The organism is Acididesulfobacillus acetoxydans (assembly GCF_902729405.1).
Taxonomy (GTDB): domain Bacteria; phylum Bacillota; class Desulfitobacteriia; order Desulfitobacteriales; family Desulfitobacteriaceae; genus Acididesulfobacillus; species Acididesulfobacillus acetoxydans.
The window spans coordinates 2,217,427-2,238,819 of sequence record NZ_LR746496.1; the positions used below are offsets into that span (position 1 = coordinate 2,217,427).

20 protein-coding genes and 1 pseudogene are annotated in these 21,393 nt (G+C 50.7%); 16 read left to right on the top strand and 5 right to left on the bottom strand.

Going from position 1 to position 21,393, the window contains the following annotated elements:
- Window positions 1-9 precede the first annotated feature (9 nt).
- From MNU25_RS09815 to MNU25_RS09860, 10 genes are all read left to right on the top strand, one after another.
- Window positions 10-1,560: a TIGR02679 domain-containing protein gene (locus MNU25_RS09815; RefSeq protein WP_240984898.1), complete on the top strand. Its 1,551-nt coding sequence runs from the start codon at window positions 10-12 to the stop codon at window positions 1,558-1,560.
- A gap of 192 nt (window positions 1,561-1,752) precedes the next feature.
- The gene (gene tnpC / locus MNU25_RS09820; RefSeq protein WP_240984446.1) at window positions 1,753-3,423 is read left to right on the top strand and encodes an IS66 family transposase; all 1,671 of its coding nucleotides are present in this window, start codon (window positions 1,753-1,755) and stop codon (window positions 3,421-3,423) included.
- Window positions 3,420-4,295 carry a DUF4338 domain-containing protein gene (locus tag MNU25_RS09825; protein WP_240984445.1) on the top strand — a complete coding sequence of 292 codons (876 nt, stop codon included), beginning with the start codon at window positions 3,420-3,422 and terminating at the stop codon, window positions 4,293-4,295. The genes tnpC and MNU25_RS09825 overlap by 4 nt, the downstream gene beginning before the upstream one ends.
- Before the next feature lie 26 nt (window positions 4,296-4,321).
- Window positions 4,322-5,683: an 8-oxoguanine deaminase gene (locus MNU25_RS09830; protein ID WP_240984899.1), complete on the top strand. Its 1,362-nt coding sequence runs from the start codon at window positions 4,322-4,324 to the stop codon at window positions 5,681-5,683.
- A 414-nt stretch (window positions 5,684-6,097) separates the two neighbouring features.
- A complete protein-coding gene (locus MNU25_RS09835; protein WP_240984900.1) occupies window positions 6,098-6,724 on the top strand; it encodes a nitroreductase family protein in 627 nt (208 codons plus the stop codon).
- 95 nt (window positions 6,725-6,819) lie between these two features.
- Window positions 6,820-7,554: an AAA family ATPase gene (locus tag MNU25_RS09840; RefSeq protein WP_240984901.1), complete on the top strand. Its 735-nt coding sequence runs from the start codon at window positions 6,820-6,822 to the stop codon at window positions 7,552-7,554.
- A gap of 147 nt (window positions 7,555-7,701) precedes the next feature.
- The gene (locus MNU25_RS09845; protein ID WP_240984902.1) at window positions 7,702-8,208 is read left to right on the top strand and encodes a GNAT family N-acetyltransferase; all 507 of its coding nucleotides are present in this window, start codon (window positions 7,702-7,704) and stop codon (window positions 8,206-8,208) included.
- 573 nt (window positions 8,209-8,781) lie between these two features.
- Window positions 8,782-9,399: a hypothetical protein gene (locus tag MNU25_RS09850; RefSeq protein ID WP_240984903.1), complete on the top strand. Its 618-nt coding sequence runs from the start codon at window positions 8,782-8,784 to the stop codon at window positions 9,397-9,399.
- A gap of 144 nt (window positions 9,400-9,543) precedes the next feature.
- The gene (locus MNU25_RS09855) at window positions 9,544-10,431 is read left to right on the top strand and encodes a ParB/RepB/Spo0J family partition protein (protein WP_240984904.1); all 888 of its coding nucleotides are present in this window, start codon (window positions 9,544-9,546) and stop codon (window positions 10,429-10,431) included.
- A gap of 639 nt (window positions 10,432-11,070) precedes the next feature.
- A complete protein-coding gene (locus MNU25_RS09860; protein WP_240984905.1) occupies window positions 11,071-11,298 on the top strand; it encodes a hypothetical protein in 228 nt (75 codons plus the stop codon).
- Window positions 11,299-11,355: 57 nt separating this feature from the next.
- On the opposite strand, the gene MNU25_RS09865 is transcribed toward MNU25_RS09860, so the two are convergent.
- The 3 genes and pseudogenes from MNU25_RS09865 to MNU25_RS09875 all read right to left on the bottom strand — a co-directional run bounded on the left by MNU25_RS09865 (window position 11,356) and on the right by MNU25_RS09875 (window position 13,211).
- Window positions 11,356-11,610 (bottom strand): site-specific integrase, encoded by a 255-nt coding sequence (locus tag MNU25_RS09865; RefSeq protein WP_240984906.1) that lies wholly within the window; start codon window positions 11,608-11,610, stop codon window positions 11,356-11,358.
- Window positions 11,611-11,847: 237 nt separating this feature from the next.
- Window positions 11,848-12,627, bottom strand: a pseudogene (locus MNU25_RS09870) (DDE-type integrase/transposase/recombinase); the annotation flags it as partial.
- A gap of 50 nt (window positions 12,628-12,677) precedes the next feature.
- Window positions 12,678-13,211: a DUF6431 domain-containing protein gene (locus tag MNU25_RS09875; RefSeq protein ID WP_240984232.1), complete on the bottom strand. Its 534-nt coding sequence runs from the start codon at window positions 13,209-13,211 to the stop codon at window positions 12,678-12,680.
- Window positions 13,212-14,208: 997 nt separating this feature from the next.
- On the opposite strand from MNU25_RS09875, the gene MNU25_RS09880 reads away from it, so the two are divergent.
- Entirely contained in the window at window positions 14,209-14,793 is a 585-nt protein-coding gene (locus MNU25_RS09880) for an aspartate/glutamate racemase family protein (protein ID WP_240984908.1), read from the top strand.
- A gap of 188 nt (window positions 14,794-14,981) precedes the next feature.
- Window positions 14,982-15,314 carry a hypothetical protein gene (locus tag MNU25_RS09885; RefSeq protein WP_240984909.1) on the top strand — a complete coding sequence of 111 codons (333 nt, stop codon included), beginning with the start codon at window positions 14,982-14,984 and terminating at the stop codon, window positions 15,312-15,314.
- Window positions 15,315-15,479: 165 nt separating this feature from the next.
- On the opposite strand, the gene MNU25_RS09890 is transcribed toward MNU25_RS09885, so the two are convergent.
- Window positions 15,480-15,764, bottom strand: coding sequence for a helix-turn-helix transcriptional regulator (locus tag MNU25_RS09890; RefSeq protein ID WP_240984910.1), 285 nt, complete (start codon window positions 15,762-15,764; stop codon window positions 15,480-15,482).
- A 2-nt stretch (window positions 15,765-15,766) separates the two neighbouring features.
- On the bottom strand, window positions 15,767-15,907 hold the full coding sequence (locus MNU25_RS09895) for a type II toxin-antitoxin system RelE/ParE family toxin (RefSeq protein WP_240984911.1): 141 nt from the start codon (window positions 15,905-15,907) through the stop codon (window positions 15,767-15,769).
- A 1,230-nt stretch (window positions 15,908-17,137) separates the two neighbouring features.
- Between MNU25_RS09895 and MNU25_RS09900 the strand changes: the two genes are divergently transcribed.
- From MNU25_RS09900 to MNU25_RS09915, 4 genes are all read left to right on the top strand, one after another.
- Window positions 17,138-17,998 carry a hypothetical protein gene (locus tag MNU25_RS09900; RefSeq protein WP_240984912.1) on the top strand — a complete coding sequence of 287 codons (861 nt, stop codon included), beginning with the start codon at window positions 17,138-17,140 and terminating at the stop codon, window positions 17,996-17,998.
- Window positions 17,999-18,598: 600 nt separating this feature from the next.
- A complete protein-coding gene (locus MNU25_RS09905; RefSeq protein ID WP_240984913.1) occupies window positions 18,599-20,494 on the top strand; it encodes a DEAD/DEAH box helicase in 1,896 nt (631 codons plus the stop codon).
- Window positions 20,495-20,505: 11 nt separating this feature from the next.
- Entirely contained in the window at window positions 20,506-21,000 is a 495-nt protein-coding gene (locus tag MNU25_RS09910; protein ID WP_240984914.1) for an RNA-guided endonuclease InsQ/TnpB family protein, read from the top strand.
- 90 nt (window positions 21,001-21,090) lie between these two features.
- Window positions 21,091-21,393 carry a hypothetical protein gene (locus MNU25_RS09915; RefSeq protein WP_240984915.1) on the top strand — a complete coding sequence of 101 codons (303 nt, stop codon included), beginning with the start codon at window positions 21,091-21,093 and terminating at the stop codon, window positions 21,391-21,393.

Genomic DNA, 21,393 nt, shown 5'->3' on the forward strand with positions numbered 1-21,393 from the left:
GTGTATGCCATGGCTGCGGCTTATAATGACAGGGAGAAGGCGGCGCCTCAGAGGCCGGGGAATAGTCAGGCGATTGAGTATTTTCGCCAGAGCGGATTCAGACGTCTGCTGGATGGCATTCTAAAGAAATATCAAGGGCTGGGACGCCTGGCCGGAAGCGTGAGACTGACCGCGCTCAGCGCGGAAGAGCAGGAGGCTTTGTCGAGTTTCTTTCGTCGGGATTTTCGGCGCCGGGCCCAGGCTGTCATCCGTTTGTCCGACTTCACCCGGGCCTTGGAGGAGACAAAGTTTGCCGGAGTTGACTTTATTTCCGTTATGGAGGGGATTTATGGCCCGATTCTCACTCATGCCGAAGCTATGGCCGCCAGGGAAAGGGACAGACGGGATTTTTTTGCCGAGTTGGCGCAGGAGTTCAAAAGCAAGAGCTGTCTGGCTTGGCTGCAAGCGCTCGAGTCTGGGCAGGAAGGGACGCGCAGCGTCCAACTGGCTTACGAAAAAGATGCCGCCGCCTTATTGCCGGGTTTGCGCGTGGTTCTGCAGGCCTTGAGCGAGTTGGATGAGTGCGGCAGGGGTTCTGGGCATCCAGACGCTGGGTGCCCCTCGGGTTTTGGCTATCCGGGCGATGAGTATTGCCAAGGTCACGGGCATCCAGGCGATGAGTGTCTCCGGGGTTACGAGCGTCTTCCTGTCTTTGCCCGCCGGGTTGCCAAGAATCCTCATGCTTTTGATCCAGGCTCTGAGACGGGGAAATTCTTCATTAACGCGTTAACCTTCTTGAGAACCAGGGAAAGCGCCGCATATGCGGGTCGGTCGACCGACCGGATTTCCAACACTCTCAGCGGTGGGGAAATCTTGACAGAACTCTATTATCAGTTTGGTCTTTTGCGCGACGATCTCTGGAATTTTGCCAGCTGTGCCGGCCTGCAGGCAAGAGACAGCAGCGGACGTGATTTCGGCGTCTGGTCCGCTGCCGTTCGCGAAAGGTCCGTTCTCAATGTACCATTGAGAGAAATGGTGAAAGTGACGGAGGTTTATCCGGCCGCGCCGAGCTTGGATGCAGAGGAAGATGTCCATTCTGCGCGTTCGGCTCGGGGTGTGCTTTCAGTTGACGAAAGGACGGGGAGCGTTTTTGTCGTCGAAAATCCCGCGGTGTTCTCCAGCTTGCTGGATGAGGCAGATAAGACAGGCGTGCCCTACCCGCCACTTGTCTGTACGCACGGGCAATTTAAACTCGCGGCACTCCTCCTTTTAGACAAGCTGGTGACACGGGGAGTGCGCATTTATTACTCGGGAGACTTCGATCCCGAGGGTTTATCAATGGCCGAGGCTCTCCTCCACCGTTACGGCGACCATGTCTGCCCCTGGCGCTTTGACCTGGAGGACTATTTGTCTTCAGAGCCCGGTGATCCCCTTTCCGAACTGCGTTTACGCAAGCTCGGCGGGGTTCAAGCCCCCGACCTGCTGCCGGTAAAAAGAGAAATGCTGCGTTTGAAAAGGGCAGGGTATCAGGAAGGGATCATTGGTTTATTATGGCAAGATATCAAAATTTCGCGCCTTTAAATGATTTTTGTTTTTTTGGCACTAAGGAGGGCTTAAATGAGTAAATTATTATTAAAAAACATCGAGTATATTATTACTGTAAGTATTCACTGAACCATTCATGTAAATTGCCCTTTTAACTTTTCTCTTAAATTTTGGCCAATTGGTATTTTTTGACTGGCGACGTGGCCTGTTCTTTGCTAGAATAAGGTCATGGATACAGATGAGAAGAAGCTGTCAAAAACTGAATCGAAGAGGAAACCCAGATCGGAGAAGTCCCTGTGCACGTTTCCAAAGTGTGGGCCGGTCAAAGCACTGAAAGAGCATGTTAAGAAGCTCGCAGAAGAGAACGCTCGGCTTCAGCAGCAGCTGGCGGACCGGGATGCCCGGATTGAAAAACTGGAAGCACAACTGCGCAACCTGCGCGGTGATTTGTTTGGGGCTTCTTCGGAAAAGTCTCAGCCAGAAAACCTCCATTTAGCGACGAAGGATGGCGTGACGGTTGAACCTCCAAGTGACAGTGCGGATTCCTCCTGCGCTTTTCCGAAGAAAGAGAAGAAGAAACGGGGCGCTCAGAAAGGTCATCGGGGTCACGGCCGCCAAATTCCCAAGGACCTTCCACTGACAGAAGTGATTCACGAGATTCCGCCGGAGCAGAAGGTTTGTCCTCACTGCGGCAAGCCCTATCGTGATCTGAATCTCACGGAAGACTCAATTGAGATCGACTATGAAGTCGGGGTCATCCTCAAGAAGCACGTTCGGCGTAAGGCAGCCAAGACCTGTGAGTGCCTAGGACCGGCCATCATTACGGCCCCCAAGCCGCCGCAGCTTATTCCCAAGGGCCTATTTAGTCTCGACTTTTTGGTGTTTACGATTGTGCAGAAATACTTCTTTCAGATCCCACTGAACCGTCAGATCCGGCAGTGGGAGCTTGAAGGCTTAGATATCCATGCCGGGACGCTGACCGGCTGTTTTCAGACGATCGGTGCTTTTCTCGTCCCCCTGTATGCCTTGCTGATCGAGACGAGCCGCAGTGAAACCCACTGGCACGTCGATGAGACACGCTGGATGGTCTTCGCTGAGAAGGAAGGGAAGCAGGGGTATCGCTGGTGGCTCTGGACGTTCGTATCAAAGCGGGCCACCGTGTTCGTCCTGGATCCCCACCGTTCGAAAGAGGTCCCTCAGAAGTTCTTTGGTCAGACAGCCCGGGGCATTATCAATGTCGACCGTTACGGTGCCTACTGCGTTTTAGACGGTCAGATGCTGCGTCAGCTGTGTTGGCTTCATGTCCGTCGGGACTTCATCCGGGCAAAAGAAGGCCTTTTATCCCTGAGAGACTGGGCGGATGACTGGATTGATGACATTCATACCCTAATGGCAGTCAATGATGAACGGGTCGCGTGCCAGAATCATCCGGTTCAATTCGCCGAGAAGCAAGCGGAACTGGAAGGTCAGATGGAGAAAATGGCGACTAAACGGGATGCTCAACAGACACTGACCACGAATAAACCGGTGCAAACCAAGATCCTTAAGAGCTTAAGCCGTAACTGGGCGCACTTAACGGTCTTTGTCGATCATGTCGATATTCCTATGCACAATAATGTCGCAGAATCAGCCCTGCGCGGTGCGGCGGTCGGGCGTAACAACTACTATGGGAACCATTCCGAACGGGGTGGCCAGTTTGCGGCGATGAGTCTGTCCATTCTTCAGAGCGCTGTTCAAAACGGTCTAAACCCCCAAGCATATCTCCTTTACTACTTAGAGGCCTGTGCCCGTTTGGGTAAAGCCCCCCAGAAACCCGAGGAGTTAGCCTCCTTCCTACCCTGGAACATCACCGGCCCGGACCGTGAGGCGCTCCTTTTAAAGAAAGGAAAGAGCCCATGATATCCGTTGTGAAAGCCAGGGGACGCACCTTCAGCGCGGAGGATCTGGAACTCATCCGCAGCCTTATCCGCCAAGGGAATCTGAACCGGCAGCGAATCTCTCAGGAGGTCTGCCGTGCTTTGAATTGGCGTAAGCCGGACGGAGGACTCAAAGACATGAGCTGCCGTGTGGCCTTGTTGCGTTTGCATCGAGACGGCATCATCGAACTCCCTCCTCCCCTAAGCAAAGATAACAACCGGCTGCGCCCAATTCAGTTTACCCCGGCGAGTGACCCCGGAGAACCGATCACGGTCCCCCTCCATCACTTGGGCTCTATCCGGTTCATCCGAGTCAGTGGGTCAAAACAATCGCGCTTTTGGAACGAACTGATTGAGCGTTATCACTATCTCGGCTACACGCGCTTGCCCGGAGCTCAAATTCGCTACCTCATTTATACCGACTCCGGCGTGCTTCTGGGAGCCATCGGCTTTTCATCACCGGCCTGGGCTTTGCGGCCTCGCGACGAACTCGTCGGCTGGACTAAGGAGCAACGCCTGAAGCACTTGAACCTAGTGGTAAACAATTCCCGCTTTTTACTTCTACCCTGGGTTCACGTCAAGAACTTGGCATCCAAAATCCTATCCCTCACTGCCAAGCGCCTGCCGCAAGAATGGCAAGCGACCTATGGCCACACCCCCGTATTACTCGAAACGTTTGTTGACAAAGAGCGCTATAGGGGAACCTGTTACAAAGCGGCCAACTGGTCTTACGTGGGGGAAACGCAGGGACGGGGTAAATGGGATCGGCTCAACGAGTACAAACTGCCCGTTAAAAGTATTTACCTCTATCCACTCCATAAGAACTTTCGTCAAATTCTCGCCGGGTCGGACTAAGTCCGGCCCGTTTCGTTGACTTTTAAATGTTCATTGAATGGTTCACTGAACATTTACTTATTACTTATAACGACAGAGAAGAAATATTTGAGAAATCGGACATTCTTCTAGAAGAACCCAAGATTGAGAGGATTGGGAAAGAACTTGCCGTACCTGAAGAAACCGAAGTGATTGATTGTACTGGATTAGTTGCGTTGCCTGGCTTTGTTAATACTCACCACCATTTATATCAAACGATGTTTAGAGGAATCAAGGAGGTTCAGGAGAAACCTCTTTTCCCGTGGCTTATTGGACTATATGAATTTTGGAAGTATCTGACCCCAGAAGCGGTTTACTATAGTGCATTGGTAGGCTTTAGTGAGTTATTGAGGACAGGTTGTACATTAACATCCGATCACCATTATGTTTTCCCCAATGGTCAGCCGGGAACACTGATAGACGATCAAATTAGAGCAGCTAAGGATATTGGTATAAGATTTCATGCAACGAGGGGCTCTATGTCACTTGGCAAGGATCAGGGAGGACTTCCTCCTATGAGTGTAATCCAAACTGAGGCTCAGATATTAGAGGACAGTGACCGGCTTATCTCAAAATACCATGATGCAAGCGATTTCTCCATGCTCAGAATAGCGCTTGCACCGTGTTCCCCATTTTCAGTTACAAAAAGGCTTATGTCTGAAACTAAAGATCTTGCCAGAAAAAGAGGCGTCATGATGCACACTCATCTTGCAGAAACAACGGATGAGGAGGCTTTTTGTATAAGTAAGTTCGGAAGAAGACCTTATGAATTGATGGATGAGTTAGAGTGGCTGGGATCTGATGTATGGTTTGCACATGGCATACATTTCAATGATGAAGAAGTGATTAACCTCAAAGGTTCAGGTATCGCTCATTGTCCTTCTTCCAATATGAAGTTGAACAGCGGGATATGCAGAACATCAGAAATTGTTAAAGCTGGAGGAAAGCTAAGTATTGCAGTCGATGGAAGTGCGAGTAATGATGGCTCTAATATGTGGGAAGAAGTGAGAAGAGCATATCTTTTGAATCACCTTAAATATGGAACAGAAGGTCTTAACGCATATGAAATCTTAAAAGTTGCAACGCGAGGTGGTGCCGATGTACTTGGACGAAACGATACAGGAAGACTTGATACAGGAAAAGCAGCAGATATAATTCTGTTTGACCTAAATGGCATCGAGTACGCTGGATGCCATGATCCTCTAGTTTCTTTGGTATGTCTGGGAAACTCAAGTCTGACTAAAATGACTATTGTTAACGGAAAAATAGTTGTTAAAGATGGAGTTCTATTGACTCTGGATTCCAATGAAATAGGGAAAACTGCCAATAAAATAGCAAATGATATCGTTCAATACCATAGGAACAGCTAAAAAGGATTTTCCGGGCCAGCACCTGGGCGGCATTCGGCACCAAGGACTTGGAGGGGGCCGACTTTAGGGCTTGCGCCAACTTTGGGCCGATTTACGGGAAAAAGTGAGGAGGGAGGGAATTTGGCCCCTGTCGATAGAGTTCTTGCCGCACTTATTACATTTTTCGGTAGGATGATGTAAGGGCTGACCTGGGGCAAGATACAGATCGGTTAGCAGGGTAGGGCAGGACAAGTCGGTGGCGTACGAAAGACTCCATGCTGCCGACTCGCCCCACGTCACGTTTTCCCGGGCCTGCACTAACGGTTATCAAAATACCTTGTAATATTAGCTGCGAGAGTGCCATCGTAGTGACAGTGATGAAATTTACTGGATGGCAATAACTAGCCAATGTTCTAAACGTCTAAGGGGGGACTCTTGAACAGCGTAAACCTCTACTTGAAGGTTGCCTACGGAAAGATTAGAAATGCGCCGGCATATGCCGCCTTTATCGGTGAGATGGACGATAGGAACGTTCAAGAAAAGGCCGGGCGTTTGGGCGAGTTTTTGATCCTCGAAGCGACATCTCTCGGCTTGGGGACGTGTTGGGTAGGTGCATCTTTTAGGCCCGATGCCGTCCGGTCCCAGATTGAGCTCAAGAGCGATGAACAAGTCCTCGCAGTATCTCCGCTCGGATTTGTGAAGGAGCAGTATTCACTGGAAGAAAAACTGATGGCAGGCTTGGTCAAAAGCAGCAAGCGCAAAAGCCTGGAAGAACTGTGGCTGGAAAAGCCCATAGGGCCTGTCCCTCGGTGGATCAGTACTTCACTGGAAGCGGCTCGCCTTGCCCCCTCCGCGGTCAACAGACAGCCGTGGCGCTTTTCCGTGGAAGATAAATCGATTAAACTCTCGGTTGACAACGTGAAGGATTCCTACCATATCTCCAAAAGATTGGATTGCGGGATAGCCATGGCCCACGTGGAGATAGCGGCGGTTCATAGTGGCGAAGCAGGCATATGGGAGTATCTCAGCAATCCTGGAGTGGCCCGATTTAAGAAGGTCTGACCGTGACGCCGCTGGCGCTCAGAAGACAGTTGAGAATATTGAGGGAGCAGGTCAGAATCCTGAGAGCCGGCAAATGAGATTTTGGGGAGGATCTGATGGATTTAAGCATGATGAAACAGTACATAAGATGTATTGAATTGATGAGGGAGAAGGTCCCGTCATTTGCCGAATATCCGTTCAATCTACCTGCAATCAGAGAACTGCGTTCATTGCCGTTCGATCCCAAAGTTACATTCATCGTCGGCGAAAACGGCTCGGGCAAGTCGACGATCTTGGAATCCATAGCCGTCGCTTATGGATTCAATGCCGAAGGAGGAACGAGGAATTTTAACTTTTCCTCCAGGGCCACCCACTCCGAGCTAAACAACTATATTAGGATAGTGAAAGGTACAAAAAGGCCCCGCGACGGCTTTTTCCTGCGCGCGGAAAGCTTCTACAATTTCGCGACCAATGTGGACGAGCTTGGCCCGGACTTAATCAACTACTACGGCGGTCGCCCGCTGCACGAACAATCCCACGGAGAGTCCTTCTTTGCCGTACTTCAGAACAGATTTCAGGGTGAAGGGGTATACATTCTCGATGAACCCGAAGCCGCGCTGTCGCCCTCCCGCCAGATGACGATGCTGGCAAGAATGCATGAATTGGTTCAGGAAGGGGCGCAGTTCATTATTGCCACACATTCTCCGATCATCATGGCCTATCCTGGGGCAGTGATCTATCAAATCGGGGACGGGCTTGAGCGGGTGGACTATGAAGATACGGAGCACTACCAAGTGATGCAGGCCTTTATGAAGAATAGGCAGAAAATGCTCAGCGTGCTGTTGGAGTAAACAGGGGAGTGTTTTGGACAAGGCTTTTTTGGAACACACCGAGCCAGTCAAGTGCGGACGTCGACGTTAAGGGAACAAAAGAGACCCATATTTAGGCGTGGAAGGCACCTCTGGGTTTTTGGAGTTAGACCGATTGGGGGAACAGTAATGGCAGAGGCTACAAAAAGATCGTGGTCCAACTGGATAATTCGGAGAGCGACCAAGGACGACATTCCCATATTGGTGCGCATGAGGCAGAATCTCCAGTTTCACATGGAGACTGCAAACGAACGAATCCTAAAGCATAGTGAAGTCTGGAAGCAAAGGCTGCCCGAATATTACGGCGAGATTCTCTGTAAGTCCGATTTTCTGGTTCTCGTGGCATCCGGTGAGGAAAGCGGACAAGTTGCGGGAATGGCGGTAGGTCAACTCATCGAAGACAGAAACATGGAAGTATGGCGGTATGTAAAGATAGGCGATGTCTGGGTAGACGCAGGCTTTAGAAGGCACGGCATCTGTTCTCTGCTTTTGAACGAGATGATGCGTGCTTTTCAGGAGCTTGGGGTCAACACATTCACGCTGAACTATGTCGTGAACAATATCGAAGCCGAGAGTGCGTGGAAAGCCCTGGGTTTTGAACCGGTCATTCGTGGATGTGTAGCAGAAAGACAATAGCTGGTTTAAGCGTATGAGAAAGAGTTGGCGAAAAGAGAGGAGTCTCTGTGGACAAGGAATCCATTGCTGAAAGTGTCTCCTATTGCGGGCTAATCTGCGGCTTATGTCTTTTGGCAGACAACTGTAACGGCTCAAGTCTACTATTTGTCTAACTTCCACCAACTGGCCTTTGACGATGTTTCCCGGAGATATGACTTCTTCGGGATTTTCGACGGGGGCATCCTTGTTGCCGGTCGCTTTATCCTGGACTAGATCCGTCTGTCGGTCAAATTAAAATGGACTAAAAAATAACCCTGTGGGTTGGGAGACCGGCAGGTTTTTTTGGATGTGCGTTGTATTATTCCTCATAAAAGGAGCGGGTCAATAGAAATGCCCTTCTGGCTTCCATAGACGTAGCAGTCAGCAGCCAAAAGGGCATACCCACTAATGAAAGTGAGTGATATAGATGGGATAAATTTACCATACGTCTATCCATATTGCAACCTATGGAACGCGCAAAAAGCGAAGAATATCGCTCAAGATATTGACGCATGTCCGTATTGCTTGGCCATTCACAGCCTAGAGTATCAATCCATGGCTCCTATTTTTTGCTGGGATCTGGAGCTCCCCGAGAATTGGCAGGTTCCCGAGTGGGAATCGGCACGATTGGTTCTCAAGCAAGTTCCTCAACCGGTTTTACGCTGCTGTCAGTGCGGTACGCTTATTAAGGTCATCCCTTCATTTCTAGTGCAAGGGACAAAGTTAACGCTTTCTGCGCTGATCTTTGTTGCTCTGGCCTATGAAGCTTCCGAGCTCACTTGGCGGGAGTTGCCGCAGAAGTTCTGTGATCCAGTGAACCGGATGGCCCACAGTACCCTCTACAAAGCCGTACAGGCTTTAGGACGATTCATCCATTCCGATGCCGAATTTCGCAAGCTTTGTGAAGAGCACCTTCCGGCCGTGAAGACGATCCCTGGATGGCCCATCCCCCATTGGCCGCCCCCAAAATCCATCTATACCCACACGGTCATCCGGGAAAAGGGAGTACGCCTTCTTCTTCGCTTCCTATGGCCGTATCAGCCCCATATTCCCGAGATTCTCGGCTATTTTCTCTCAGCCTTAGAGCGTCTTTTCGTGAATTCAAAGAAGCAAATACCCATGCTTTATCCTAAAGAAGGGCGGAAAAAGGACCGTGTTCTCAACACGGCCTGAACACTATTGAACATAGGCTCTAAAACCCAAAAAAGAAAAAGAAACCCCTGGAAGTCCATCTCTCTTGGTAGACTGAAGCTGGCCCAAGAATTTTAAATTTAAGGCCAAAACCACCGAGAGTTTTGGCCGGAAGGGAGAAGGACGATGAATAAGAAGGACAACTCCACCTTGGATCCGCCAGATAGGGGAAGTGTTCTGGCTTTGCCCTGCCACAAATTAGCGGATCACCCCTTGCGCCTCGCTTATTACCATCAAGGCCACCTAAATAGCTTAACGCACTCCATCCGAGTCAGTGGGCTCTTGGAACCGATCCTGGTGCAACCTCTGGAAGAGGGCAGCTACCAAATCCTCAATGGACATTACCGGGTACGGGCCGTACGCCAGTTGCGGCAGAAAACGATCTTGGGCCACGTTTACCCCTGTGACCCGCGTACGGCTTTAATCATCTTTTGTACAGCGAATTTACTCACGAAAGCTCTCAGTGCCTTAGAAGAGGCCATGATGATGCAAGGGCTGATCCGGGAAGGCGGCTTTAGCCTGGCCGAAGTCGGTGACCTGTGGGGGCACAGCAAGTCTTGGGTCAGCCGCCGCTTAAAATTGCTCACCGGCTTAGACCTCACGGTGAAGCGGGCCCTGGATGAAGGCCAGCTGAGACCTCGCCTGGCTCAGGAACTCGCCCGGTTGCCCCAGGGCAACGACCAAAGTCGGGTCATGGCTCTGGTGAGGCGCCTTTACCTGACCAAAGATCAAACGGCCCACCTGATTGACTGGTGGCAGGAAGCGACGGAAGAGGAACGCCTGCAACTGGAGAAGAAAGGAAAATTGCCGCCCACCGTCAGTCCCCGCACTCTATCCGTGGATCCAGGCCATTACACGGCCGAGCTCCTGCGGCGTTCGACCTTGAGTGTGGATGAATTGGCGAACTTCTTAAACCATCTGCAGCCCCCCTTTCCCTGGTGGCCACACTCCACCTACCAAACATTCATGCAGGCTGTACAAGGACTCGCCACTCTAGCTCCTCGTAAGTCTTAAGGGAGGTGCCGTGGTGTATCGTCTGAACCATGAACGACAGAAGATTCAGGAATTCAGAAAAACCATCGTCTTAAAGCTTCGGGATTTAGAGCCGGCCGAGCGTTCCCGACTCATTGACGAATTGACTGAAAAGACCTTTTCCATTCCCTTTTCCCGTAAAAGAACCTTAAGCCGGTCACTCCTCTACCAATGGCTAAAGGAATACCGGGAAAATCCGGATCAGGGGAAAGCCTTATGGCCCAAAGAGCGCAAAGACCGGGATACCTTCCGGAATCTAGGGGAAGAACAAAAAGCCGCTTTAAGGACATGGCGCCAAGAAAACACCTATCGCAGTGTCAGCCAGTTACGTGAAGAACTGATGGCTCATCCGGAAACGAGTACTCCGTCGATCCCTTCGGAATCGACCATTGCCCGCTATTTACGCTCTCTGAGTCTAGACCGTCACACCCTAAGGCAACAGGCATCCTCCCCAGCCACAACAACAGCGCCAAAGTCCGGCTTTCCTATGAGTCTCCCTATCCGCAATGGCTCTGGCTGGCGGATACCAAAGGACCTAATCTCTACGTCGTCGATCCGACTCAGCCGGAGAAGACGCGGCTGGCCAAGCCGATCGTATTTATCGACGACTTTGCCCGCTTTGTGGTTGCGGCCTGGTATGTCTTTGAGGACAATGAAGCGTGGGTCATGCACCTCTTTAGGGGAGCCGTGGCCAACTATGGCATTCCCAATAGTTTGTATGTCGACCGAGGTTCTCCGTATATGGGCAAATCCTTAATGCGCTCTGCCACCTTACTGGGCTGTAAACTGATCCATACTTCACCCCAGGATGCCGCTGCCAAAGGTTATGTTAAGACTTCCGTTATGTAAAGATTTTCGGTGAAATCCTTGAAATAACGAAAGTCCCAACGAGATTTCTTTACATAATCATCTTCGGTTGAATGTTTTCAGCCACTGTTTCAAATCAGTATTGTTATCCCATTCCGCTGTCTCTGCTGGAACGATTTCTTTACTGGCTGCCTCAATCGCTTCACGTTTTCGCCTCGCATCTGCTTTTCCGTACACCTCCGTTGTTTTAACACTGACATGGCCAAGCAAATCCCGTATGTAAATCAAATCCACCCCGGAATCTACAAGCCCATTGATTCGGAAAAAGTCGTGTAGTTCTGCAGTTCCATCCAATTAGCGAGATTTTCCCATTCTGCTTTGATTCTGCCGAGGTGTATAGCGGCATACTCCCGACTGTTTAGCTCGTCTTCGCATAAAGAAACCAATGTTTTAAAGTCAGTTACCATAAATCAAACCCTCCTTGATGTTTTGATCTATGAGTAACACTTCCTGATTATTATGTAAAGATATATAACACCAAAACAGGGTGCTTCCGCATTTTGGAATCGCATTTCTTTACATAACGGAAGTCTTAACATAACCTTTGGATTCTGCGGCATATGGCCTTGCATAGAGTAAACGGATGCCAAGTTTGGAGCAGGTTCGGCTCATTGCTTTGGTTCTATACTGCTTTCCGTTATCAAAGAACACCCCCTGCGGCAATCCCCACTTTTGAATAGCCATTCGAAAACAGTCTTCCACGATCATTTGATCAAGGGTCGGATAGAAGGCCCCATGCAACACATGCCGTGTCGCATCATCTATGAAGGTGACCAGATACACTTGTTTCATGGAGCCTTTGAGGCCAATCGGAAGGTATGGGCCAAATTTGATATCGGATTGCCATAATTGATTACGATGCCGCTTTTGAAAACGTCGGGAAGCGATGTCTGTACTGGCATACATCCGCATCTGGCGCGTGCTGTAACCGCGCTCTGTGAGTTTTTCCTGCAAGGTGGAGCGTTTGAGTTCTCCAGGGTTCGCTTTGCCTTCCCATTCTAAGATCTGAATGATCTGGGCAATGCTCCGGCGGGGTACCTCCCGACGCAACAGAATCGCTTGTTCCAGAAGCTCTGGGGCGATCGTCTCCGTTGGTTTTCGACCTTTTCCTTGGGGTTTGAGACCCTCAAATCCCTTTTGATGATAAGTCTCTAAGTAACGCCGTAGGGTTCGCTCGGAAATTCCGTGGGCAAGGCACAGTTGGTACTTGAGCTCCCGTGCTTTGGCCGGATCGAGCCCTTCCGTCAGGAGAGGCGACAAAAGCTGAACACGCTCGGCCGCAATCTCCTCGGCTTTTCTTTGATCTTTCATCCGCAAACACCTTTCCTCTCTCTTAGGTAGACTTCGATTTTCAGTCTACCTCAGGCGTTTCCGGACAGAAATGCAGAACGGGTCTGTACCCAGGAATTTGTGTTGACGAGGGGGCGGACAATTCTCGCCAGCCAACCGGATGTATGTCCAACGTAAAGTCCAATTCTTTGGTGTGCAGAAAGTGTGGGGACGGACGGCTCCTCCACAGGGTCTTGCCCAAGACGAATCGCAATGGCATTTAAACAGCTCAGAAAATACGGGAGGATCGTGATAAACCACACTCGCAGACGGTACAATGTGGCATTATCTGCCGCAACGTCGGTAGGCTCAGAACCCTCCAGAACGACGCATTCGATACAGGAAGATTCATAACGTTTGTAGGGCACGATACAGTCAGGCAGTTCGTGATGAATTCGCCTGCACTGCGCACAACGCAATCTACGAATGATTAGCACCCGGGTTTGCCCAGAACGGGTTTTTATTTTCCTTCTTCGACTTCCGATGACGCTGAGCTGTTCTCCGCAGCAAGGACAAGGGACGGACTCTGCACACCTAACAAAAAACTTTAGTAAGGGGGTCTTCAATTAGATCATATTTTGATATAATAACCATGATCCTTTTTGAGGGATGCCTCTCGTGAATCTGTTGATGGCGGATTTACGGTTAACGAGGCATCCTTTTCCTTTCCAAAGATATGGTCATTATATCGGGCAATTCCTGGACAGGCAATACCGCCAGCTTTCGGACTTTATACTCTAGCCCAAACAGTTTAGGGTATGACCCATCCGAAATGATCGAGGCGATATGTAAGGTGAACGATAAGTTCTGCCAGTATCCGCCCACCCGAAACAGAACCGTCTGGTTTCGAAAAGTCTTTGTGGAGAAATTACGCGAGGCAAGGGGGGATATCCTAACCTTTAGGGCTAGAATGAGTTACTACGGAAAATGAACCGTTAAGTGTTTAGGAGCCGGTACCCTAGGGTAACCGGCCCTTTTCTTTGCTATGCTATGCCCTTTTGACAGACGGACGGACTGACGGACACAGTCCAGAATAATTCGCTTATGCCGGTCCAGATTAGAGTGGCTGCTAACAGCATCCTCTCGTTCAAAGAGAAACTCCTGAAACCAGAGAAAGAGATTTTTGATCGACTTATCGGGATGTATAGAATCAAGGCGAACGGGCGAAAGAATCATTGTTTATTGACGACACAGAGGAAAACGTTCTTGGAGCAACTCCTTCGGGCTTCCCTAGCATACACTTACGACACCTTTTGCTTTGAGAGAGGCGTTGGGAAATATGGGAGTTCTTTAGAATGAGAGGCACTGGTTCCTCTTTGCCGCTTGGCGGAACCGGAATAAATTGCGGATATCGCCCTGTTCCTAGCCTCAGAGCAGGCGAACTACTTAGTAGGGGCTGTCATTCCGGTCGATGGAGGCTACAGGGTGTATAAGGAGTAGGCGGCTTTTTCGAGGATCTCCGGGCTTGCCTAAGATTATGAAATGTGTTGGGAGGACAAGTTGTCATGCTGGATAAAAGAATGCTCGGTATGTGCTGGACTTATTGCGAGGTTTGCGAGTGGAGTGAGCAGACAAGCTGTCCCGACTGCCAGACAGCGGGCAGCCGAATGTATCAACGAAGAAGTGAAACGCCGGCTGGGTGGTCTGCACTCGGCCAAGTGTATTCTGTACAGTGTGGATTTCTTGCTCATTTTGACGAATACCATGCACAAGGTCGCAACGGAAGTTGAAGCAAGAGTCCGGATTCCTTTGCTTCATATTGCGGATATTACGGCCCGGCGCGTGCTTGCGGACGGCAAAAAGACGGTGGGGCTCCTGGGAACAAAATACACCATGGAACAGGACTTCTACAGAGCGCGTCTTGAAGCTCAGGGCCTAAAGGTTCTGGTTCCGGAGGAAAGGGACCGGGGTTTTGTCAATACGGTCATCTTTCAGGAACTTTGCCTAGGACGTATTGTGGACGAATCAAGAGCAAAGTACCGAAGAATTATCTCAGATTTAATTGAACGAGGGGCTGACAGCATTGTTCTGGGCTGCACCGAAATCGGACTGTTGGTTAAGCGGGAGGACTCCAGTGTCCCGATATTCGATACCACGTTGCTTCACGCGCAAGGGGCGGTCGAATTTGCGCTTAGCCAGCAATCGTAGAGATCCTTGCGCTAAAGACGAGGGAATCCGTTGTACCAAGGTTAGAGTTTCTTTGGAGTCGGCTGTCAGGGATAGGTTTGTCACACAGAGGGTTTGCGACATCGGGTGATTGCACTATGAGCTATAACCCGAGATCGTGAACCCTTAGATGTTAGAGACGCGGTGCCAGAACTGAGGAGGATGATGGAGTGAAAATTACGCTGAGAGAACTCACAAGAGAAGATCTTCCGAACGTCCAGGCTCTGCTCGAGAGATGTTCCGATTACCTCACGTTCGAGGACGAAGAGCCGGTTAGACCCGGTGCGGCTCTGGAACTGTTCAGTGAAAGGCCTGATGGCGTAGAGGAAAGTCACAAGGTGCTATTTGGCATAGCCAATGAAGCACAAGAATCGGTGGGTTTGTTTGACGTGCTCCGGGGCTATCCGGACCCGAAAACCTTGAACCTTGGCTTAATGCTGTTGGAGCTGCCCAGTCTGGGAAAGGGGATCGGGGAAAAGGCCTATCTGGCTTTGGAAGAATGAATCATTTCGCATACGGTTGTCTCGAAGATAAGCGGCCGAAAGGGAAAGGTCGGTGGTTTTCATAAAAGCAAAGCCGTTTTTCTTGATTTTGAGGCATAAAAGAAGACACTGATCTTTTTTCAGTGCCTTTATTGCCTGTAGTGCCATTAACACTTTCCTACGGTTCTATTTTAATGTAACCTGTACCTCCTTCCCAAGGCAACGGGCAATTTTGGCCAGGAAGTCAAGGGATGGATTGTACGTTCCGCTTTCCAGGCGGCTGATATTGGATTTCTGAGTTCCAACCCGGAGTGCCAATTCTTCCTGGGTAATGTTCTGGCTGGTTCTCGCTTCAATGATTTGGGAAATCACATCATAACGCGGTTTTAGCTTTTCATATTCCGTTTTGAATTCTTCATCCTTCATTAAAAGCTCTTTCACTTCGGAAAACTTTACTCCTGCTTTACTCATCCTCACACCTTCGACGCAAATTTAACGCGCAGTTCGAAAATTCCTTTATATCGAATACCCTTCACCGGCTTTACATAGGGTTCCTTTAATTGGGAGCGATGTTTTTCAAGAAGCTCAATTTCACTATAGGCTTTTGCCCGCATTTTTGCATCTCATTTTTGCATCTAAGGTTAGCAAATAATCAAGGACGGGAATGCTGCTATTTTCCTTTTTGTAGTATTCCACTGGCCACTCCATGGATACACCTCTAATCTTAGTATATGCCGAGTCCCGCTTTGATTGTTATCATATATGATAACAGAAATCAAGAAGTTTGAATTTGTGTGTAAGGGCAGAAAAAACTTATTCGCGTTCCAATGCTGCCGTATCTTCAGGATGATTTTCAAATAGTCGTTCATATTCTTTCCGCGCTTGGGTGGTCTGTCGGAAACAGTGTAGATGGGCGGGAGGACCGATTGCTCAGACGAGGTAGGGTGTTGACGTCTGGCAAATTCGTGACAGGGCTTTTTTATTTGTCGCGCCCTGGGAGGAATACGCTGAAACATGTAGAAATGCTACATATGGGGCCAACCCAAGCGCGGAGCGCTCTGTCGAGGGTGGGTATTTGGCTCTGTTCTTCACTTTGCAAAAGAAGGTGTGACGCTCCCTATCGAAGGTAAATCTCCCGCTGGGAGCGTTGTGGAAAGTGAGGCAGTCATTTTGGCTCCAACCCATAGCCAAAATCGGCGGTATTCCGGGGGCACTATTTTGAAAGCTAATTGCCGCCGGGAGCGTTTGGGGGAGTGGGGGATGAGGAACGTTTCCCCCGGCCATATCCGAGGACAGGTATTCTGGTAAGTATGTTGGACAGGGTGTTAGTTCAAAAGGAGAAACCATGATATTCCAATGAAAATTATTACAGGAGTGATAGAAATGGTTGGACATTCAGTTTTTGGAGGAATTCTTCCACCGCTACCGCCGTTATTTTTAGTCATCTGGATTGCTTTCTTTTTTCTTGTAAGCAGAATCTTTATGTGGCTTTGGAACATTACTATTCCCCGGATTTTTAACATCAGGGAGATAACATATTGGGAAGCCTTTCGTCTTCTGATTATTGCAGGGCTCCTGTTCGGGAAGTTTGGGTTCAATATGCAGCTTTAAGTAGGCAACCCTATGAAAGACGGTTGGCGCTGGCAGGAGAAGGCCACAGTTTTGCGGTCAGGAGTGTCCGCGCGAGTGCGGATGCGAGGGTTCACCTGACTGGGAAAACGTGCTAGAATGGTGCTAACGTCAAGGAACAGCCTGATCGAGCTTGTGAACCCTTGTCAGGCTAAGATGGCCAGGGGAGGGTCGAAGGGTAAAGGGGTTAGTCGTTAGGGAGTGACAGGGTATCCATGCCGGAATCAGCCAACACGGTTGCTTTTAAGCTGCCACAGGAACTGAGAGTGCTCCAGGGCCTGCCGCTTGAGGACAAGCTCAAGGGGATCTTCGGCCCTTTGGCTAAACAAAAGGTGGTTCTGCTGGATGAGCAGGGCCGTTGGATCATGGCCAGGGTCAATTCTTCGGCGACTTTTCTGAAAGGGTCCCAATTGGTGGAATTCCTGGAAAATCAGGAAGCCGACTGGTTAGAGATGAGTTACTTAGGTGAGAATTACTACCGGATTGCGGCACTCACAAAAAGCGGGCAGGATTCGGCACCGGTGGAGTACAAGCAATTGTCTTTTGAGTATGGTTTTTCGGAAAACACAGAGTCACATTCTCAGGTAAAGATGACGCTTGGCCGTCTGGCCAATACTTCGGAGGAGGACAAGGCAAAGGCGCCCCACGAGGCAAAGGCGCCGCACAAGGCAAAGGCGTTGCACGTGGCAAAGACGAAGACGCCGCGGCTGACCGAAGCCGAGACGGGCAGGGAGGCCAAAACCAAGGCGCTCCGGAATGCTCCCTTAACGACACCTCCCGAAGCCGAGGCAACGTCTAGGGTGTCAAAACGGGTCCAGACAGAAACAAAGCAGCCCCGCGAAACAAAGACGACGCAGAGTGCTCCTGTCAAGCGAACACCGGGGCTGAGGTCGGATGAGGCGGTCCGAGACAGGACAGCGAAACAGCCGAAGGCGGGGATGGCGAAGACCGCTCTTTCAACAACCGGCGGGGTGACGCCAAAACGGACTCAAGTGATTCAGCCGGAGACTCTGCCGCAGGTAAGACCGGCAGCTGACGCACCCATGGCCTCGCGACCGGTTCGGACGGTAGATTAGGAGAAACGGTCGACGGATCTAGATAGGCCAGCGAAGGAAGCGGGTAAACCGCAGAGGGATTCAAGCAGACCAGCGATGGCTCCCGGCAAAGCAGCGAAGGATCGAGGCAAATCAACGGCGGATCCGAACGAATCAGCGAAGGAAGCGGGTAAACCGCAGAGGGATTCAAGCAGACCAGCGACGGATCCCGGCAAAGCAGCGAAAGATCGAGGCAAATCAACGGCGGATCCGAACAAATCAGCGAAGGAAGCGGGTAAACCGCAGAGGGATTCAAGCAGACCAGCAACGGGTTGCGGCAAAGCAGCGAAGGATCGAGGCAAATCACCGGCGGATCCAGACACATCAGCGAAGGAAGCGGGTAAACCGCAGAGGGATTCAAGGAGACCAGCGACGGGTCCCGGCAAAGCAGCGAAAGATCGAGGCAAATCACCGGCGGATCCAGACACATCAGCGAAGGAAGCGGGTAAACCGCAGAGGGATTCAAGGAGACCAGCGACGGGTCCCGGCAAAGCAGCGAAAGATCGAGGCAAATCACCGGCGGATCCAGACAAATCAGCGAAGGAAGCGGGTAAACCGCAGAGGGATTCAAGCAGACCAGCGATGGCTCCAGGCAAGCCGGTGCAGGATCCGGAAAACGCAGCGATGGATTTTACTGCAGAGTCCTGGTCCTTTACTCCCATTATGTCTTCTTCAGAGATGTCTGCAGGGATGTCCGGCAAGGCGTCCTCTGTGAAAATATTCTTCTTTCCCCGAGAGGCGTCACTGCTGCTGGATGAAATTGAAGCGGGACGTTTCTCGCCGGCGGATGATCTGTATTTGCGCTGGCAGGCCTTGGAACTGGCTGTACACCCCAGCTTTGAGACTTTAATGGCCTTAAACGCGGTTCGCGATGTCCAGTCGCTCGACTATCAACTGCAGACCGTTCGCCATGTTCTTATGCGCTTACGCGGGCGTGCTTTATTATGTGACGAAGTGGGCATGGGCAAAACGGTTGAGGCAGGCTTGATTACGCTGGAGTATATCCTGCGGGGTTTGGTACAGCGGGTGCTTGTTCTCACACCCCCGTCCTTGGTCGAACAATGGCAGGAAGAGATGCAGCACAAGTTCAATTTGGACTTTGCTGTCTACGATAGCCCCGAGTTTCGCGCTAACGACAATCCTTGGCGGGAATTTCCCAGGATTATCGCCTCTATTGATACAGTCAAGCGGGCGGCCAGGCAGGAGCAGGTTCTCGCGCTCAACTATGACCTGGTGATCATCGATGAGGCTCATCATTTGAAGAACCAGCGTTCGCAGGCCTATCGGTTGGTGAGCCGGTTGAAAAAGAAATACATCTTGCTGCTCACGGCGACCCCGGTGGAAAATGATTTGGAAGAGCTGTTTAACCTGATTACGCTGCTCTCTCCGGGTCAGTTGGAGACGGCGGCTTCGTTTAAACACAAATATATAACCCGAGGGGATCCCTTGAAACCCAAAAACGCGGAAACCCTGAAACAGCTGATCCGGGAAGTCATGGTGCGTAACCGTCGCAGTGAGACCGGCGCTATTGTCGGCGGGCGAAGTGCAGATATCGTCCGGATCGAACTCAGTCCGGATGAAATGGCTTTTTATCGCCGACTCACTGGCTTTGTCCGTGGTTACTACCAACGCGAAGGAGACAAGGCGCAAGCCGGGAGCAGGGCGGGGATCAGTGCCTTCGTTCTCAAGGTCCTGCAACGCGAAGCGGGCAGCAGCATTGAAGCTGTTTTGCCTACCCTGGAGAAAATGGCGGTCTCTCCCGACTACCCCGACGATCTGCGCCGCCCCTTGGCTGGTTTGGCGCGGCAGGCTGAAGCTATCCCCCGTCGGGCTAAAGTCGAAGCTGTGCTCCGGTTGCTGCCCAAGATTCAGGATAAGGTTATTATTTTTACCGGTTTTTCAGCGACCCAACGCTATTTGGCCAAAACCTTGAGACACGCGGGCTGGAAAGTGGCCGAACTGCACAGCGGTTTGCGCCGGCAGGAGAAGGAAGAACAGGTCCGGTTTTTTGCCGAAGAGGCTGACGGCTTAGTTTCAACGGAAACCGGCAGCGAGGGGCGCAATCTCCAATTCTGCCATCAGATGATTAACTATGATCTGCCTTGGAATCCCATGCGCATAGAGCAGAGGATCGGACGCATCCACCGTTTCGGCCAGGAGAAGAACGTCAGGATCTATAATCTCTCGGCGACCGATAAGATCGAAGCGCATTTGTTGGAATTGCTCGATGCCAAAATCAACATGTTTCAGTTGGTCGTGGGCGAACTGGATATGATCTTGGGCGATCTCACGGAAAAGAGGGATTTCGAAGACCTTCTCATGGATATTTGGGCCCGTTCAAGCGATGATGCCAGGCTTAACGCGGAAATGACGGAGCTGGGTGAGCGTTTGGCTTCTGCGAAAGAACATTACCAGGCTGTGAAAGAACTGGATGAGCGCCTTCTGGGAGAGCTGGCACCTGACGAAAGCGATTCGTAGGTAAGCGGCTGGTGAGCGGGTGCAACTTCCGCAAGACGGAGAAAAAACTGGCGAATGTGGAGCGCAAGCTTTCCCGCAAAAAGAAAGGTTCACACAACCGAGGGAAGGCCAAAGCGAAGGTCGCCAAAGTACACGCCAAAATCGCCAACCAACGCAGGGACTTTCTCCACAAGGCAAGTGCTCAAATCGTCAAGAACCATGACGTTATTATCATGGAGAATCTAACGATAAAAAACATGATCCGAAATCACAAACTCGCCAAGAGCATCCAAGATGCCGGATGGGGGAAATTCGGAGACTACATTGAGTACAAAAGTTTACGCCAGGGGAAACGACACGTTCTAGTTGACCCCAAGGGCACATCGCAAACCTGCTTATGTGGAGCGCATGTCCCCAAAGACCTCAGTGTCCGTCTCCATGAGTGCCCCGTTTGCGGATTAGAGATGGATCGGGATCTAGTGAGTGCTAAACTCATCTTAGAGCGTGGACTGAGTGCCATGGCCTAAACATAGATTTTCTGTAGGGCGGGAACCGCCCGAAGTTACGCCTGTGAAAATTGTGTAAAAACCCGCCTCGAACAGCAGTTGGCAGCCATTTTGGCGGACCGCGAGCGGCGGGAAAGAGATCTGGACGAACGCTTTAGGGTAGAGGTCGAGATTCGTCTCGAACATGTGGTAGCCTATCATGTCCCTTGCCTCCGGGTCAGGCTCGAGCTGCAGCATAAGGACAAGGTGCTGCCTTATACGGTCCTCTTTAACCCGGTCATGGGTGAGCTTGAACCTCCGGTTTGTGAGTGTTGCGGCCGCCACGTGACGCATTTAATCCCGTCAAAGGAGAGTTTTGTCTGCGAGAATTGTAGTGCCCCCCTTGATATTGACCATTCTCGCGGACCGGTGTAG